The 16,361-nt window shown below is 70.3% G+C and carries 11 protein-coding genes; 1 reads left to right on the forward strand and 10 read right to left on the reverse strand.

The genetic code is table 11. The annotated features are described in order from the left end of the window. From VFZ09_RS51870 to VFZ09_RS24040, 7 genes are all read right to left on the reverse strand, one after another. A partial coding sequence (locus VFZ09_RS51870) for a PAAR domain-containing protein (protein WP_329728677.1) occupies positions 1 to 405 on the reverse strand: 405 nt, incomplete at its 3' end. Beyond that, a complete protein-coding gene (locus VFZ09_RS24015; protein ID WP_329729972.1) occupies positions 402 to 1,712 on the reverse strand; it encodes a hypothetical protein in 1,311 nt (436 codons plus the stop codon). The genes VFZ09_RS51870 and VFZ09_RS24015, both read right to left, overlap by 4 nt. A gap of 491 nt (positions 1,713 to 2,203) precedes the next feature. Further along, positions 2,204 to 3,133 (reverse strand): DUF2381 family protein, encoded by a 930-nt coding sequence (locus VFZ09_RS24020; protein WP_329729973.1) that lies wholly within the window; start codon positions 3,131 to 3,133, stop codon positions 2,204 to 2,206. 90 nt (positions 3,134 to 3,223) lie between these two features. Continuing rightward, positions 3,224 to 4,999, reverse strand: coding sequence for a serine/threonine-protein kinase (locus VFZ09_RS24025; RefSeq protein WP_329729974.1), 1,776 nt, complete (start codon positions 4,997 to 4,999; stop codon positions 3,224 to 3,226). Positions 5,000 to 5,161: 162 nt separating this feature from the next. Then, positions 5,162 to 6,403: a cyclic nucleotide-binding domain-containing protein gene (locus VFZ09_RS24030; protein WP_329729975.1), complete on the reverse strand. Its 1,242-nt coding sequence runs from the start codon at positions 6,401 to 6,403 to the stop codon at positions 5,162 to 5,164. 115 nt (positions 6,404 to 6,518) lie between these two features. Continuing rightward, the gene (locus VFZ09_RS24035) at positions 6,519 to 8,129 is read right to left on the reverse strand and encodes an adenylate/guanylate cyclase domain-containing protein (RefSeq protein WP_329729976.1); all 1,611 of its coding nucleotides are present in this window, start codon (positions 8,127 to 8,129) and stop codon (positions 6,519 to 6,521) included. A gap of 31 nt (positions 8,130 to 8,160) precedes the next feature. Then, positions 8,161 to 10,041, reverse strand: a complete 1,881-nt coding sequence (locus VFZ09_RS24040) for a protein kinase domain-containing protein (RefSeq protein WP_329729977.1) — start codon at positions 10,039 to 10,041, stop codon at positions 8,161 to 8,163. A 306-nt stretch (positions 10,042 to 10,347) separates the two neighbouring features. Between VFZ09_RS24040 and VFZ09_RS24045 the strand changes: the two genes are divergently transcribed. Continuing rightward, positions 10,348 to 11,028 carry a Crp/Fnr family transcriptional regulator gene (locus VFZ09_RS24045; RefSeq protein WP_329729978.1) on the forward strand — a complete coding sequence of 227 codons (681 nt, stop codon included), beginning with the start codon at positions 10,348 to 10,350 and terminating at the stop codon, positions 11,026 to 11,028. Between the two features lies 1 nt (position 11,029). Here the strand turns inward: VFZ09_RS24045 and VFZ09_RS24050 are convergent, their stop codons facing one another. The 3 genes from VFZ09_RS24050 to VFZ09_RS24060 form a co-directional block, all read right to left on the reverse strand. Then, entirely contained in the window at positions 11,030 to 12,343 is a 1,314-nt protein-coding gene (locus tag VFZ09_RS24050; protein ID WP_329729979.1) for a M18 family aminopeptidase, read from the reverse strand. 65 nt (positions 12,344 to 12,408) lie between these two features. After that, the gene (locus tag VFZ09_RS24055) at positions 12,409 to 13,824 is read right to left on the reverse strand and encodes a hypothetical protein (RefSeq protein ID WP_329729980.1); all 1,416 of its coding nucleotides are present in this window, start codon (positions 13,822 to 13,824) and stop codon (positions 12,409 to 12,411) included. A 212-nt stretch (positions 13,825 to 14,036) separates the two neighbouring features. Next, the gene (locus tag VFZ09_RS24060; RefSeq protein ID WP_329729981.1) at positions 14,037 to 16,097 is read right to left on the reverse strand and encodes a S46 family peptidase; all 2,061 of its coding nucleotides are present in this window, start codon (positions 16,095 to 16,097) and stop codon (positions 14,037 to 14,039) included. Positions 16,098 to 16,361: the final 264 nt, after the last annotated feature.

Genomic DNA, 16,361 nt, shown 5'->3' on the forward strand with positions numbered 1-16,361 from the left:
GGTGGGCAGTTGCAGCGTCTTCGCGCCCGGCCCCTTCTTGCGCGGCGGCGAGGGCATGCCGATGTCCTGGCAGCTGAGCACCGGCAGCAGCATGTACGTGAAGGGCTCGTCCTCCACCACCACGGTGGAGCTGCCCATGAACGTCTCGTTCTCGTTGCCGGGCGGTTTGGCGAAGACGCCTCCCATCGGGAAGTGCGGCGGCAGCGTGCGCCCGCCCGTGCCCGCCTGCGCCCGAGGCAGCCCGTTCACCACCACCGTCGCCCCGATGATGGGCAGGTAGTCGAACGGGTCGAACACGATTCCAATATGCGGGTGGGGAATGGGCACCACCGGCCCGGGCGGGGTGATGATGAAGTGGATGTCCACGCCCAACACCGGGTCCAGGTGCTTCACCGCGGGCATCATCGCGGCTGCCCTCCCTCGGCCGGAGCCTCCGGCCGCCAGTCCGTGCCCAGGAGCGACTCCACCTCCGATTCCATGGCCCGCGCCGCCCGCGCCCCCTGCCGCTCATGGCTCAGCCGCACCAGCGCCTCCGCCACGTAGGGCAGCGTCGAGGTGTCCCGTGTCTGCGCGTCCATGGCCCGGCCCACCTCCCACGCGCGCTGGCCGTGCTCCCACGCCCGCTCCACCTCCTTCGTCACCTCGCGGCACCAGCTCGCCATCCGCCAGCACTCCAGCTCCATGCGCGCGTCCTTCAGCTCGCGCGCCAGGGGCGCCGTCTCCTCGTACAGCGCCGCCGCCTGGGCGTACTCCTGGGCCGTCACCCGCGCGGCGCCCTGTGCCATACGCGAGCTCAGCCGGAGTTGTGCGCCCTGGGGCTGTCCTTTCGCCGCGGACTCCCCGGCCGCCGCCTCCGCCTGCTGGTACTGCTCGAGCGCCTCCCGGGGCCGGCCCGCTCCCAGCAGCGCTCCCCCCACCGCGAAGTGCGCCGCCACCACCAGCTCGTACAGCCCCTGCCCGGCCGCCACGGCCACCGCCTGTGCTCCCAACGTCCGCGCCCTCTCCACGTCCCGCTTCGCCGCCGCGTTGCCCAGGCGCACGAAGAGCTCCCGGAACTGCCCTCCCGGGCTGTCCAGGTTGCCGGCCTCCTGTGACAGCTCCTCCAGCGCCCGGCCCATCTCCAGCTTCGCCGGTATCGTCACCACCTTGTCGGGCCGTGCCTCCGCCAACGGCTCCAACACCCGCGTCCTCGCGTCGTCCAGCACCACCAGGCGCACGTGGGCGGACCGCGCCTTCTCCACCGCGCTGCCCAACCACTTCAGCCAGGCGCTCGCATCCGTCCCCTGCGCCGGCAGCAGCACCACCACCAGGTGCTCGCACAGGCTCTCGTAGTGGCTCCGCAGCGAGTCGCACGCCGCCAGGAAGGCCTCCACGTCCATTCCCCCCTCCTTCACCGGCGGGCACCTCCAGCCCGGCAGACCCTCCTCCTCCAGCCCGGCGCGGCTCTCCTCCTCCATTCGCACCAGCGCCTCACGCAGCGCGTATCCGTAGCGCACCGGCTCATCGAAGGGCTCGTCCAGGCGCAGGAAGAGGTCCGGGCACTCCCCCATCCGCTCATCCCCCTCCTTCTCCAGGAACGCCTCCACCATCCGCACCTCGTCCGGCTCCACCACCCAGCGCAGCAGGCGCGCCTCGGGGAGCTGGGCGAACTCCATCCACTGGTCGTGGAGCAGGTCCAGCCGCCGCTCCACCGCGTTCTTCCGCACCATCATCGCGTTCCTCCCAGCGCGGAAATCCTCGCCTCCTCCAATCCCCCGAGGCTGGTGGCCCATGTCCGTTGGTGGGCTGCGAACGCGCTGAATGGCTCCCAGGCTAGACGAACACTTTCATGCCCCTCAACCCTCCACTCCGCTTCCCATCACCTCATGCATTTCCCTCTGGCTCGGATCCTCCATCGGCTCCGGCCTCACCCACAGCGCCGGGAGCTCCGCGTCACCCTTCTCGAAGGAGTCGAGGATCGGCGGCCAGCGCTCCCAGAACGAGAGCAGGGGCGGTCATCGTGTACTGGACGGGTGAAGAGCCATCCTGCGCTGTCGGAACGCCGCACGCCGAAAGAGAGGGGCTCGTGCCAATCGTGACCACGTTCGCACCAGCGCGACAACTGGAGGACGTGGCCGGGCGCTTCGGCGTCACCTCATCGGAAGTCGCGACCCTCCTCGTGGATGCTCAACGGAGGGGCGTCTGAAGCGGACCCTTGGTGGAGCTACGGGAAGGTCACGCCGTCGAAGTGCTCGCTCGCGCGGCCCGCCTCCCGGCCCCACCACTTCAGGGTGAAGGTGCCGCGCGCCGCCTCCCGCGGCACCTCCACCTCCACCCCGACGCTGCGCTTCTTCCCTGGAGCAATGGATTCCTCCGTCCACACCCCCAGCACCTTCCACTCCTCTCCCTTCGGCCCCACCAGCACCGCGCCCCCGGGCGTCCAGGGCGTGCTCCCATTGTTCTGTAACTGCTGCGTCACCAGCAGCCGCACCACCTCGTGCCCGCCCGCCACGCGTGTGGTGTCCGAGCGGTAGCTGCGGGCATCCATGGATTCGAGGGTGTTGCCCGGACGAGAGATGACGCTCCGGGTGATGTCCTTGCTGGCGATGCCGCTCTCGCCCAGCAGCCCCTGGGCGAGCAGGCCCAGGACTCCGCGCTGTCCGCCGCACTCCTCCGCCAGGCGCGCCTTGTCCTCCTGGCATTGCCGCGCTTCCGCTCGCGCCTGCTGCTCGCCTTGCCGGTTGGACTCGAGCGAGCGCGGCTGGCGTGTCACCTTCACCAACCGCGCGGCCTCGGACGGATGCACCACCAGCAGGAAGCGCACGCCCTTCGGGTCCGCGCCGTCCTGGAAGGTGAAGCCCAGCTGTACACGCTCTCCTGGGGTGAGGGCCCCCGTGGGCACGAGCGCGAACCCTGTCTCACCCGCCATCACCTGGAACCGTTCCCGTCCGGGCAGTTCCACGCGCCCCAATTCCGCGTCGAAGAGGAAATGGGTGGGCAGCCCCGGATGGATACACACCGCCAGCGCCTCGCCGGGGGTGTCCTCCGTCAACTCCAGGTGGCGTGTGCCTGCTTCACAGGCAGGCGGCGCGGCGTCCATGGGAACGGCGAGCAACACGAGTCGCAACAGGGCAGCGGCGGAGAGCACGGACATGAGGAAGGCACCTCACGGGGACGAGACCGGAGGAGTGGGGCTCTACCACACCTCCTGTCCGGTCGTGTCCGTCCCGATTCCGGGACGCCCCTACGGGAAGCGGTCCACCACCCGCACCCGCACGACGGGGTCCACCATCATCTTCCCCGGCCCGCTGCCGGGCTGGAGCTCCAGGCCGACGTTGCCACCCGTATCCATCAACTCCAGGCACACCGGGTACACCACCCCTTGAGGCGTGCGGGCCTCGGTGAAGCGGCCGTACACCCGCCCCTTGTGGACATAGAGCCTCCCGAAGAGGCGGGTGTTGTTCGGCAGCGCCACCGCCCCGCCCTTGCCCCCCCAGTTCGCTCCCACCTCCCAGTCTCCCCCCACCCGGAGGGTCGCGTCCTCCTGGACGTGCACGGACCTGCCGCGCACGCTGCTCCAGTCCACGCTCGTCCTTTCCCCGAGGCTCAGGCCGAGCGTGTTCGTCATGGTCTCCACGGCCCCGGCGGGGCACGCCTGGGGAGGCGGAGCGGGGCGCTCGGACGGCATCTGCTGCGGGGTGCCCATACAGGCCTGGAGCGCGGCGCCGGTGAGTCCGAGACACGCGGTGCGCACGGCGGCTCCCTGGCGCTTGGGGGCCATTTCAGGTGGGGGGCTGGAGGGCTGCTGTTTCACGGGAGCACTGTCCTTTCGAGGCGCCAGCGGCGGGGCGGCGGCCGGGGGAGGAGGCGCCTCGGGCGGAGGCGCGGCCACGGCCCGCACAGGTTCCGGTGCTGGCCCACCCGGCGCCACTTCCCGGCTGGAGCCGAGCCACCACGCCCCCACCGCCACCGCCAACCCCACGCCGACCCCCGCCAGCGCCCGGGCCCAGCGCGCCCAGGGCTTCACCGCGCGCCGCCGCTCCGGGTGCAGCACCTGCCGCCAGTCCACGTCCGTCCGGGCCCTCAATTCCTTCAGCGCCCGGCACAGCGTCACGGCGTCCGGGTAGCGAGCCTCCGGTGTCTTGGCCAGCAACCGCAGGCACACCGCCTCCACCTCCAGGGGCACCCGCGGGTTGACGAGGTGCGGCGGCAAGGGCTCGCGGTGCAGCACCGCCTCCACGTCCTCGCCCCCGTGCTCGGCGGGGCGGAAGGGAAAGCGGCCCGTCAGCAGCCGGTAGAGGACGACGCCCACCGCGTACAAATCATCCCCCACGCCGGCCCGGTAGTGCGCCCCTGGCTCGCCCGCGTGCGCCCGGCCATACGCCCACGCCTCGGGGGCGCGGTAGGCCGGCGTGCCCGGAGGAAACATCCCCTGTGTCAGCGTGGGGCAGGCCGGGTGCCAGCCCACCCCGAAGTCCACCAGCACCGCCTCGCCCGTCTTCTGGCACACCAGGATGTTGGCCTCCTTGACGTCACGGTGGATGACGCCCGCCTCGTGCGACACCGCCAGGCCACGCGCCACCTCCAGCGCCCGGTCCATCACCTCGCCCAGCGTGCGCCCGGGCGCCAGTCCCCACGTGTCCAGGGTGGGGCCCTCCACCAGCTCCAGCTTCACCCACAGGTAGCGCGGGTTCTCCAGGGGCCACTGCCCCGCGCCCAGCTGACGCACGAGGTTGGGGTGGTTCAGGCGCGCGCCCAGCGCCATCTCCCGCCAGGCGCGCTCGGCCCGCTCGGGGCCCTGGTCCAGGGGCAGCACCTTGAGGGCGGACACGTAGCCGCTCTGGCTGCGCACCCGGTACACCGTGGCGAAGCCGCCACGCCCCAGCACCCCCTCCACCACGTCCCCACCAATCCGGGTGCCCACCGGCAGCGGCGGCGTGTCATCGGGCGGAAGCAGGGCGGCCACTGCGCCGCGGAGAATGGGGTGCTCGGGGCTGGGGGATGGCGGATGTGTGGACACGCGGGGCCTACCTCGGAGGACTCAACGTAGCAGGTTGAGCGGCCCCCAAGGCACGGGACGCCTGGCGCGCCTCGCCTCGCTTCACTCGTTGACGTCAACGATCATCACACACCCACCCACACCACTCATTGACGTCAACGAGTGGTGTACGGCTGACAGCACTCAGACGCGCGAGTCGCCCTCGAGCGGCTCCTGTCCGGAGACGAGCAGCGCGGTGCGCTGGAGGCGCTCGGTGCTCAGCCGCGAGAGCGCCTCGCGCACCCCGGGCTGCACGAGGATGTGCTTCTCGAAGGACTCCCGGTCCAGCCGCAGCAGCGTGCAGGGCGAGTCCGTGCGCACGCTGGCGGTGGCCGGCAGGCCCAGCATCATGGACAGCTCGCCGAACACGTCGCCCTCGCGCAGCATCGGGTACGGGCTGTCCTTCCCATCCGGGTGGCGGTGCGTCACCCGGCACCGGCCCCGGAGGACCAGGTACAGGGCCTCGCCCCGCTGGCCCTGGTTGAGCAGCGTCCTGCCCGCCGGCTGCGTCTCCATCTGGAAGGACTGGGCCGCGGCCTCGCGCTGCTTGGGCGTGAGCGTGGCGAAGAGCTTGTTGCCGCGCAGCACGTTGGCCAGCAGCCGCTCCTGGTGGAAGGAGCGCAGCACCCGCCCCACCGACGCGTCCCGCTGCACCAGCCGCGCCACCATCGCCCGCGTCAGCTCCAACACCACCGTGCGCTCGGCCGCCACCACGCTCGCCAGCCGGGGACTCTTGGACAGCAGCGCCATCTCCCCGAAGAAGTCCCCCTCCCCCATGGCGGCCACCTTGCGCCGCTGGCCCCCCTCCAACTGCCGCACCACGTCCACCCGCCCTTCCACGATGGCGAACATGGACGTGCCCGCCTCCCCCTCCGTGACGATGGCCACCCCCGCCTCGAAGGTCTTCAGCTCCAACCCCTCCAGCAGCGCCACGAAGGACTCCTGGCCCAGCTGCGAGAAGATCGGAATGCGCGGCAGCGCCGCCAGCGCCTCGGGTTGCGCCGCCTTGGACGGCTCGGGCGCCACCGCCACCGGCACCGTGTGGATCATCCGCGCCGGCTGCTCCATGCGCCGCGCGTACAGCTCCGCCAGCATCCGCTGCGTCCGCCCATGCCTCGGGTCGATCTGCAGGATGACCTTGCACAGCGCGATGGCGCGCAGCAGCCAGCCCTGCTTCGCCCACTCACCGGCCACCCCCGCGTAGGCCTCGATGGCCTCCTGCTTGCGGTTCAGCCGCTGCAGCACCTCCGCCACCTTCTGGCGGCTCGCCAGGTCCTCCGGAGCCACCCCCGCCACGAACCGGTACTCGGCGAGCGCCTCCTCCAGCCTCCCCTCCGCGAAGAGTTGGGCGGCCTTGTCCTTGTGCTCCCGAAGATTCTCGACCATGGCGTGACTCCCTGGATGAACTCCGCGGCTCCTTCCAGGCCCGCGAACATCTCCCTTCTCTCACGGAGCCCCTGACCCGGAAGTGACGCGGTCAACACGCCGGGAGTGAGGTCCGTCACAACGTCATCGAGAAATCGCGCCACTCCAACCGGTAGAGCGTCAGCGCCTTCTCCTTGCCCTTCACCTGGACGGGAGGCAGCTGCTGCACGGGCCACTCCCTCGCGAGCCAGCGCTCGAAGGTCGTCTCGTTCATGCAGATCTCCCCGTCCTTGGCGGCGGAGCACACCCGGCTGGCCACGTTGGTGGCGTCTCCAATGGTGGCGTACTGCACGTACTGCTCGGAGCCGATGTTCCCGGCCGCCACCCGGCCCGTGTTCAGGCCCACGTGGATGTTCAGCTCGGGCCGGCCCTGGGCCCGCCAGCGCGCGTTGAGCTCGGCCAGTGCCCGCTGCATCTCCACCGCGGCGCGCACCGCCCGGTCCGCGTCGTCCGGGTGGGAGAACGGCGCGCCCCACACCGCCATCAGCGCGTCGCCGATGTACTTCTCCAACGTCCCCTCGTGCCGGAAGACGATGTCCGCCATCACCGGGAAGTAGTCGTTGAGCAGATCCACCACCTGCCGGGGCTCCAGAGTGGAGGACAGCGCGGTGAAGCCACTGATGTCCGAGAAGAGGACCGTCACCTCCGTCTCGATGGTCTCCAGCGGGCCGCCCCGGGCCATCTGCAGCTTCTTGAGGGTGGCCGGGGGGAAGAAGCGCAGGTAGACGTTGCGCAGCACCGCCTCCTCCTCGAGCCGCTTGGAGAGGAGCGAGTTGTCGAGCGCGATGGCCGCCTGGTTGGCGAAGGCGGTGAGGAACTCCAGGTCCTCCTCGCTGAAGCCGTTGGGCCGCGAGAGGTTGTCCACGTACAACACGCCGAGCACCTCGTCCCGGGGCTTGAGCGGCGCGCACATGGAGGCCTGGATGGACTGCAGCACCACCGAGGCGGCGTCATCCAGGCGGGGATCCAACCGGGCGTCGGAGAAGAGCGCCGCCACGCTGTGCGAGCGCACGTAGTCGACGATGCGCTGGCTGAAGAACGGGCCCGAGGGGGCCTCGCCGGCCGCGGTCCGGGCCACCCGGGGAACCAGGCGCCCACTGGCCGCATCCACCAGCAGGATGGCCGCCCGGTCCACCTCCATGATTTGGAAGACGAGGTCCAGGATGCGCTCCAGCAGCGCGTCGATGGAGCCGGGCGAGGACAGCAGCTGGCTCACCTTGAGCAACACCTGCAGCTTGTCGGTGGCGCGGTTCTCCCGGTTGGCGTGCCGCACCTTCAGGGCCGAGCCCTCGCCGGGCTCCGAGTGCCGCTCCAGCAGCTCGTCCATGGAGCCGGGAGAGAAGCGCGTGAGGAGCGGCTGCACCTGCGTGGGTGACAGGTCCGCCGGCAGCGGGAGCGCGGAGGACACCAGCTTGAAGCGGACCTCGCCACACCGGAAGGCCTCGCCGCTGCGCAGCTCGTGGCGCTCGACACGGGCCTCGTTGACGAACGTCCCGTTCTTGCTGTTCAGGTCGACGAGGAGGATCCGCTCGCCCTCCCGCTCGAGCCGCGCATGCCGCCGCGACAGGCTCTTGTGGAGCACGCAGATGGTGCTCTCCTCCGTACGGCCGATCGTCACGGAGCCTTCGGGGAGCTCGAACACCTGCTCATCCAGCAGGCCCGGATTCATGATGAGCTGCATAGACATGGGACGTTAACACCCGAGCCCGAGGCGGGGGCTAGCCGATGGAGACGGTCCGATCCGCGCTGGAGACCCGCTGCTCCCTGCGGGCCACGACCTCATGGACACCCAGCTCCGAGCCGCGGCCGGGCAGGTTCCTCGTTCCCACGCCCAGGCAATCGAAGCCCGTCTCCACCCGCGGCAGGAGATGGGCCCCGATGAGGAGCTGATCCTTTCCGGCCTGCTGGGCCAGCCAGGCCGCGGTATTCACCGGCTCCCCGAGCACCGTGTAGTCCAGCCGGCCCAGGCCCCTGGCGCCGATGCTGCCGCAGAGCAGCTCGCCCGAGTCCAGGCCGATGCACAGGCCATGGGCATACGGAGAGGCGTCCCCGGAACGGAAGGCCATGGCGCGCAGCTGCTGGCGGGCCGCCAGACAGGCCTCCAGGGCCCGGCCCAGGTGCCCCTGGCCCCGGAACACCGCCATCACCGAGTCCCCGACGAACTTGTCCACCACCCCGCCCCGCGAGAGCAGCTCCGGGACGATGACCTCGAAGTTCGCGTTCAACCGGCGCACGGCCGCCTCGGGCTGCTCCTGGCGCACCACCGGCGTGAAGTCCTCCAGGTCCAGGAAGGCCACCGTGGCCTCCACCCGCTCGCCTTCCAGCATGTCCGGGCCGCGCATCAGCGGGGTGGCCCGCTCGAGCACGCCGCCGTGCACGAACATCCGCAGCAGCTGGTTCTCCTCCGCCGAGCGCACCATCTGGCGGAACTCCTTCACGTGCTTCAGCGCCTTGACGAGCGTGGCCTCCAGGTCCTGGAAGTCGATGGGCTTGACGAGGAAGTCGAAGGCCCCGCGGTTCATCGCCACGCGGATGTTGCTCATGTCGCTGTAGGCGGAGACCATGATGACCTTGACGAGCGGATTCACCTCGCCCACCCGGGCCAGGAAGGTGAGCCCGTCCATCCTCGGCATGTTGATGTCGGACAGCACGACATCCGTATCCGGGTGCTGGCGCAGCTTCTCCAGCGCGTCCTCGCCATCGCTGGCGAAGATGAACTCGTAGACCTTGTCCCGGATGAGCTTGCGGAAGCGCTGCCGCATCAGCAGCTCCACGTCCGGCTCGTCATCGATGACCAATATCTTCGAGGCGCGCGAGGGGCGGCTGGCCTCCACCAGCGAGGCGAAGGCCGCGGCCAGCTCCCGCGCGGACTGGAAGCGGCGCGTGGGGTCCGCGTCCAGGGCGCGCGAGAAGAAGACATCCACGCCCTGGCCCAGCTCGGGCACCAGGGTGGACGGCGGCTCGGAGAACGGGAGGGTGCCGCCGCGGCCCAGCTCTCCGAGCGCATCCGCGGCGAAGGGGAAGCGGCCGGTGAGCGCCCGGTAGGCCACCACGCCCAGCGACCAGACATCCGTGCGGGAGTCCACCCCGGCCTCGCCCCGCATCTGCTCGGGGCTCATGTAGCGCGGGGTGCCCATCACCCGGCCCGGCTGCTCCGAGACGGCCGCGCCGCCGGCGTCCCACCGCGCCAGCCCGAAGTCGAGCACCTTCACCACCTCGGCGCTGTCCACGCGGGCCAGGAAGAGGTTCGCCGGCTTGAGATCCCTGTGGATGACGCCACAGGCATGCGCGGAAGACAGCGCCCGGGCAATCTGATTGAGCAGCGAGGAGACCACGGCGGGCGACAGCCGGCCCTGCCGCTCCAGGCTCGTCTCGAGATCCTCCCCCTCGAGCAGCTCCATCACGATGAAGGGCGTGTCCCCGTCCACGCCGTAGTCGTGGATCTGCACCACATGCGGGTTGCGCAGCTGCGCGACCGCCTTGGCTTCCTGCTCGAACTGGTGGCGCGCCGAGGAGGAGGTGATGCGCTCGGGCGCCATCAACTTGAGCGCCACCCGCCGCTGCAGCTGGGCGTCGAGCGCCACCCAGATGGCACCCATGCCACCGCCAGCGACCCTGCGCTCCAAGACATACCTGCCGCCAATCCTGCGTCCCGACATAATCCTCGATCCACCTCGGGGGGCCGGGAGTGCCAGTCCCCATTCTCCACATTCGAGAAGCATCATCGCACAAGGACCGGGGATGCGTCGTGCGGCCCGGGATGCACCCCTGGCGCGAATCCCGCGCGAAGATGAGCGGGTCTGGACAAGGAAGCGTGCAGGGCGTCGCTCGACCCTGGCCCGGCCGCGTGGCTCCGTGCAAGATGACTTCCGGGTGGGCAGGTTCCACCAGGAAAGCAGCGAGCCATGTCCTATTCGGAGCTCCTCTCCCAGGTTCCTCTCTTCTCGTCGCTCGGGTCCGACGACCTGGAGCGGCTCTCCGCCAGCCTTCAGCCACGCCGCTACGAGCGGGGGGAGATCATCTTCCACCAGGGCGATGTGGGGACGGACCTCTACATCATCCGCAAGGGCGAGGTGACCATCCGCCTCAGCTCGGCGGATGGGCGGGAGGTCGCCCTGGCCCTGCTGCGGCGGGGAGATGCCTTTGGCGAGCTGGCGCTGCTGGACGAGGCGCCCCGCTCGACGGACGCGGTGGCGCGCGAGGAGACGGCGCTGCTGGCCTTGAACCGCAAGGACTTCCAGAAATTCCTGGAAGAGCGCCCCCAGGTGGTGCCCACGCTGCTGGCCGAGCTGAGCCGGCTGGTGCGGCGCGTCACGCAGACGGTCCACGACGCCAGCTTCCTGGATGCACGCGCCCGGCTGGCGCGCGTGCTGTTGGACCTGGCGCAGCGGCGGGGAGAGCCCGGGAGCGAGGGGGTGTCCATCACCCCCCGGCTCACCCAGACGGAGCTGGCCAACCTGGCCGGGCTCACCCGGGAGAGCACCAACCGGTGGCTGCGCTTCTACGCTCGCGAGGGACTGCTGTCCTACGAGGAGGGGCGCATCACCCTGTTGGAGCCCGACAACCTGCGGCTGAACGTGGAGTGAGTCAGCGCACGTAGCACTGGCGCAGCACGGAGATCATCGCCGCCACGTCCGCCGCGGCGGCCAGCTCGCGGATGGAGTGCATGGACATCATGGGGTTGCCCACGTCCACGGTGCGCATGCCCAGCTCGCCGGCGGAGATGGGGCCGATGGTGCTGCCACAGCCCAGGTCCGTGCGGGTGACGAAGTTCTGCGGCGTCACGCCCGCCTCGCGGCAGCAGAGGGCGAACCAGGCCGCTGTCTCTCCGTCGGTGGCGTAGGACTGGTTGACGTTGGACTTGATGACGGGGCCGCCGCCCAGCACGGGCGCGTGTCTGGGCTCGTGCATGGAGGCGTAGTTGGGGTGCAGCGCGTGCGCCATGTCCGCGGACACCAGGTAGGAGCGCTGGATGGCGCGGTGCAGCGAGTCCCCCCGCCCGTCCGAGTGCGCCAGGGTGATGCGCTCGAGCAGGTCCTTCAGGAAGGGAGACGCGGCGCCCTGGGCACTGACGCTGCCGCACTCCTCGTGGTCGTACAGGATGACGCCGCAGGTGGCCTCGCGCGGCCCGCTCATGGAGAGCAGCGCGGACAGGCCGGCGTGGCTGCTGGCCAGGTTGTCCAGGCGCGGCGCGTGGAGGAACTCGCCAAAGGCGCCGGAGCGGGTGGAGGGCTGCAGATCATAGAGGCACAGGTCGAAGCCGAGGATGTCCGCCGGCTCCACCTGGGCGCCGCTCCGGGCCAGCTCCGCGGAGAGCATGCCCTTGAGGTCCACCGTGCCCGAGCGCTCCAGGGCGAGCACCGGCACCAGGTGCTCCTGGGCGTTGAGCTTGAGGCCGTCGGTGTTGACGGAGCGGTTGAGGTGGATGGCGAGGTTGGGGATGCGCAGCAGGGGGCGGCGGAAGTCCACCAGGTGGTGCGTGAGGCGGCCGTCCTTCGCGCTCACCACGCGGCCGGCGAGCGACAGGTCCCGGTCCATCCAGGTGCTGAAGAGGACGCCGCCGTACACCTCCACGCCCAGCTGGTGGAAGCCGGAGCGCTGCACGAGGGCATTGGGCTTGAGGCGCAGGTTGGGCGAGTCGGTATGGGCACCCACCAGGCGGAAGCCGGCGCGGTCCACCGGCACGGTGCCGAGGTGGAAGGCGGCGATGCTGGTGTCACCCCGGGTGACGTACACCTTCTCCCCGGGTTTCAGGTCCCAGGGCTCGCGCTCATCGAGGGCGCGGTACCCCTGGGCGGTCAGGCGGCGGATCGTCTCGCGCACCGCGTGGTAGGGCGTGGGCGAGGCGTCGATGAAGGCCAACAGGTCATGGGCGGCGGCGTCGGTATCGGAGGGAGTCATCCCCTCCAGGCTAGCGCCGCCGCCGGGCCCCGCCACAGGAAAGGCGAGGCCCTGCCGGGTAGCGGTTAGTGGGGGGCCGCCGAGCCGGGTACGGTGGCCTGCTGGCTGCCCGCGGGCTCCGCGCCCTGGTACACGGCCGGCAACGAGGCCGACACCGCGCCCACGTAGTAGAAGCCGTGGTAGCCATGGCGGTTCTTGCCGCCGAAGAGCTGCACGAAGTAGCGGTCGCCGTTGTCCTCGCCCTTGGTGCGCGTCACCCCGCAGTCCAGCTGCTGCTGCCGGGTCATGGCGCAGATCCACGCCGTGCCGCTGTCGTAGGCGATGTCCAGGGAGTAGACGTGGGGGAACTGCTCCGCCAGGCGCAGGCCCATGGGGCGGTAGTCCGGAGCCCCGGGCAGGCCCTTGACCTGGCGCGGGTGGAGGTTGGCGCTCAGCACCAGCAGCGCCCGCTTCTTCGACCTGCCGGCCACGTCCTGCACCGTCGCCGCCATGGCCTCCTCGCGCGCGTCACCCTGCAGCGCGGGATGATCGAAGGAGAAGACCCTCACGTCCAGCCCCTGGCGGCGCAGCTTGCGCAGGGCCTCGATGAGGTAGACCACGCCCTCGCTGTTGCGGCCGTCCGGGTAGGGGCTGCGCCAGAAGGGGATCTCCATCAGCTTCGCCCAGTCCTGCTCAGTGCCGGCGCTGGCCACGAAGGTCTCCAGCCGCTCCTGGTACACGGCCGGAATCTCCAGGCCCACCGTCACGGGGATGCCCTGGGTGGCCACCTGGCAGGCGCTCTGCGCGAGGAAGTGCGGCACCTGCTGCGTGCCATGCAGCTCGCCCAGCAGCACCACGTTGCCGGCCCGCGCCAGCTTGCCCAGCCCCAGCACGGGCACGCCGCACTCGATGTCGGCCTCCTTCGTCACCACCACGTCGGGGCTCTCGCTGGACTTCTTCGCGTCCTTCTGGAGCGCCGGGGCGATGCTCTTGAACACCTTCCACTCCAGCACCATGTCGCGCGCGGTCTGCTGGGACTCGCCGAGGACGGCGTTGTCGCCATTGACGGTCTGCATCGCCATCTGCCGCGCCACATCGCTGCCCACGCCCAGCGGGTTGTCCTCGGAGCGCGAGTCCACGCCCCACACCAGCTCGGCGCCCGGGGCCTGCAGCGCCTTGTTCATGCTGCGCGACTCGCGGGTGATGATCAGCTTGCAGCGGTTGGAGCCCTCGGGCTTCGCGATGACCATGTAGCGGTGCCAGTAGCCGGCGATCCGCGAGCTCATGAACTCCTCGCGCCACTCCGTCTCCAGCTGGGCCCCGCCCGGGACCTCACGGTAGACGAAGCCCCGGGACGAGAAGTACGTGCGGACCTGCGGCCACACCTCGTCGAGCGGATACTCGTAGATGGCCTCCTCCTCCGGGGCGAAATCCACGAAGCGCCCGGAACAGCCCGCCAGCGCGGCCAGCAACAGCAGACAACCGAAGGCCATCCTTCTCATTCAGTACTTCCTCCTGGGTTCCCGCTCACTTGGAATCGATGGCCCGCGCACTGCCCGGACGCACCGCCGGAGGCGAGGCTGAGACAGCCCCCACGGAGAAGACGCCGTGGAAGCCGGCCTCGCTCGGCTGGTCGAAGAATGACACGAAATACCGGTTCCCGTTGTCCTGCCCCTTCGTGGGCCGCTCGCATCCATTCCTCCCATGGCCTGTCCTACCCGCCCCCACCCTGCCCCAATTCCTCCAGCAGCCGGCGGGCGTTGTAGACCTTGCGCAGCCCCTCGAGGATGCCCTCGCCGTGGACGGACACGGTGCGGTTGGTGGCCTCGTCGAAGCCGTACTCGCCGCCCAGGGACTGCCGGTTGCCGTCGAAGACGACGCCGACGATCTCCGCGTCCTTGTTGAAGATGGGCGAGCCCGAGTTGCCCCCGATGATGTCGTTGCTGCTCACGAAGTTGAACGGCGTCTGGAGGTCCACGCGGGGCTTCGCCTGGAGCCAGCTGGGGGGCAGGCGGAAGGGATCCTCGCCCGTGGCGCGCTCGTAGAGGCCGGCGAGCCGGGTGAGCGGCTCCACCGTCTTCCCCTCCGCCGAGTATCCCTTCACCTGCCCGAAGGACAGACGGAGCGTGAAGGTGGCATCCGGGTAGGTGCCGGTGCCGTAGGCCTCGAAGCGGGCCCGGGCGATGAGCTCCCCGTTCTGATCGATGACGGACTCCACCTCCTCCTCGAAGCGCTCGCGGACGGCGCGGGCCTCGCCATCCAGGGCGCGGACGAGCTCCAGCATGGGATCCTTGGAGGCACGGATGGCCTCCGGGCCGCCCTGGTAGAGCTGGCGGCGCACCTGGGGACTGGCGAGCCGGGAGCCGGAGACCACCTTGCGCGCGAGGGCCTGGGGGGACTGCTTGCCCAGCACCTGTTTCACCACCGGCTCATCCGGCCCGAGCTGCTCGCGCAGCTTCGTCAGGTAGAAGGTGAGCAGCGCCTCCTCCAGCTTGGGGTAGACGGGAGCGGGGCTGAAGAGCTGCTGCTCCAGCTCCGGCTTGCGCGCCTCGGCGAACTCCTCCAGCCGCTGCTCGTTGGGTCTGGGCAGCTCGTCGGCCGAGCGGGCGAGCAGGCGCGCGAAGGCGAAGAGCTCCGAGCCCGAGCCAGCGCCCTGCTCCAGCAGCCGCAGCCGGATGCGCATGGAGCGCAGCGTGTCCGTGGCCCGGGCAATGGGGTCCCACGCCTGGCCATAGCGCTTCTGCCGCTCGGGGTCCGCCTTCACCCACTCGCGCAGCTTCTGCTCCTCGGCGGCCTTCTTGCCGAAGAAGTCCCGGTCCACGAGCGCCTCGCGCCGGCCCACCAGCGACTTGTAGGCGTTCTCGAGGCCGAGCTTGAGGTTGCTGGAGATGCGGGAGTACTCGGGGCCGCGCTGCTGGAACTCGTCGAGCAGTCCGCGCAGCTGGGCGATCTGGAAGAGGCGCTCGGGCAGGGCGTAGTCGCGCTGGTAGAGGAGCTGCTCCACCGTCAGCAGGCGCGAGGTGCCCCCGGGGTTGCCGGCCACGAAGGTCAGCTCGCCCGGCTGCGCGCCCTTCGCGGACCAGCGGAGCCAGTGGTCCACCTTCGCCGGCTTGCCGTCCTGGTACACGCGCACGAAGGACACGTCGTAGTCGTAGCGGGGGAACTCGAAGTTGTCCGGGTCCCCGCCGAAGAAGGCGATGGCCTCCTCGGGGGCGAATACCAGCCGCACGTCCTGGAAGCGCTGGTACTGGTAGAGGTTGTACATGCCGCCCTGGTAGAGCGTCACCACGTCACAGCGGACGTCCGGAGCGGTGGCGCATGCCTTCTCCAGGCGGGCGATCTCCGCCCGCTGCGCGTCGCGGAAGGCCGCGCCCTCCTTGCCCTGGGTGGCCTTCGTCAACTCGCTGGTGACGTCGGTGATCTTCAGCAGCGTGTTGACCTCCATGGCCGGGCACTGGCGCTCCTGGGCCGCGGAGGCGGCGGAGAAGCCCTTCACGATGAAGTCGTTCTGGGGCGTGGAGAGCTGCTGAACGCACTCGCGGACACAGTGGTGGTTGGTCATCACCAGCCCGTTGGGAGACACGAAGCTGGCCGAGCAGCCTCCGGCGATCCTCGCCACGGAGAGCTGGACCCGGGTGAGCCATTCCTGGCTCGGGGAGAAGCCGTAGCGGGCCTTCACGAGGTCGGAGGGGAAGTTGTTGAAGGTCCACATCCCCTCATCGGCCCGGGCGAGCCCGGCGGTGAGCAGGAAGAGGACGGGGAGCAACCGTGTCATGTCGGAGTCTCCTTTGAGCGCGGCTCGCACCGGATTGCTCACCCACCCGGGGAGCCGGGTCAAAGACTCGTGTACAGGAACCGGCCGCATCCGTCCGCCCGGATACGCTCGCGCCGGGAAGGTGACGTCCAGCGGACGGAGCCGGGCTCACGCAACGACAGCGACAACGGCGGCTCCAGCTGGCGGTTCTCGGGAACACTCCGCCCGCTCGTGCGAAGTCGTCGCGTGGTGGCCGGTGATCCCACACGGAGGGCGCATGGATTC

The sequence above is a fragment of the Archangium sp. genome, assembly GCF_036277355.1.
Lineage (GTDB): Bacteria > Myxococcota > Myxococcia > Myxococcales > Myxococcaceae > Archangium.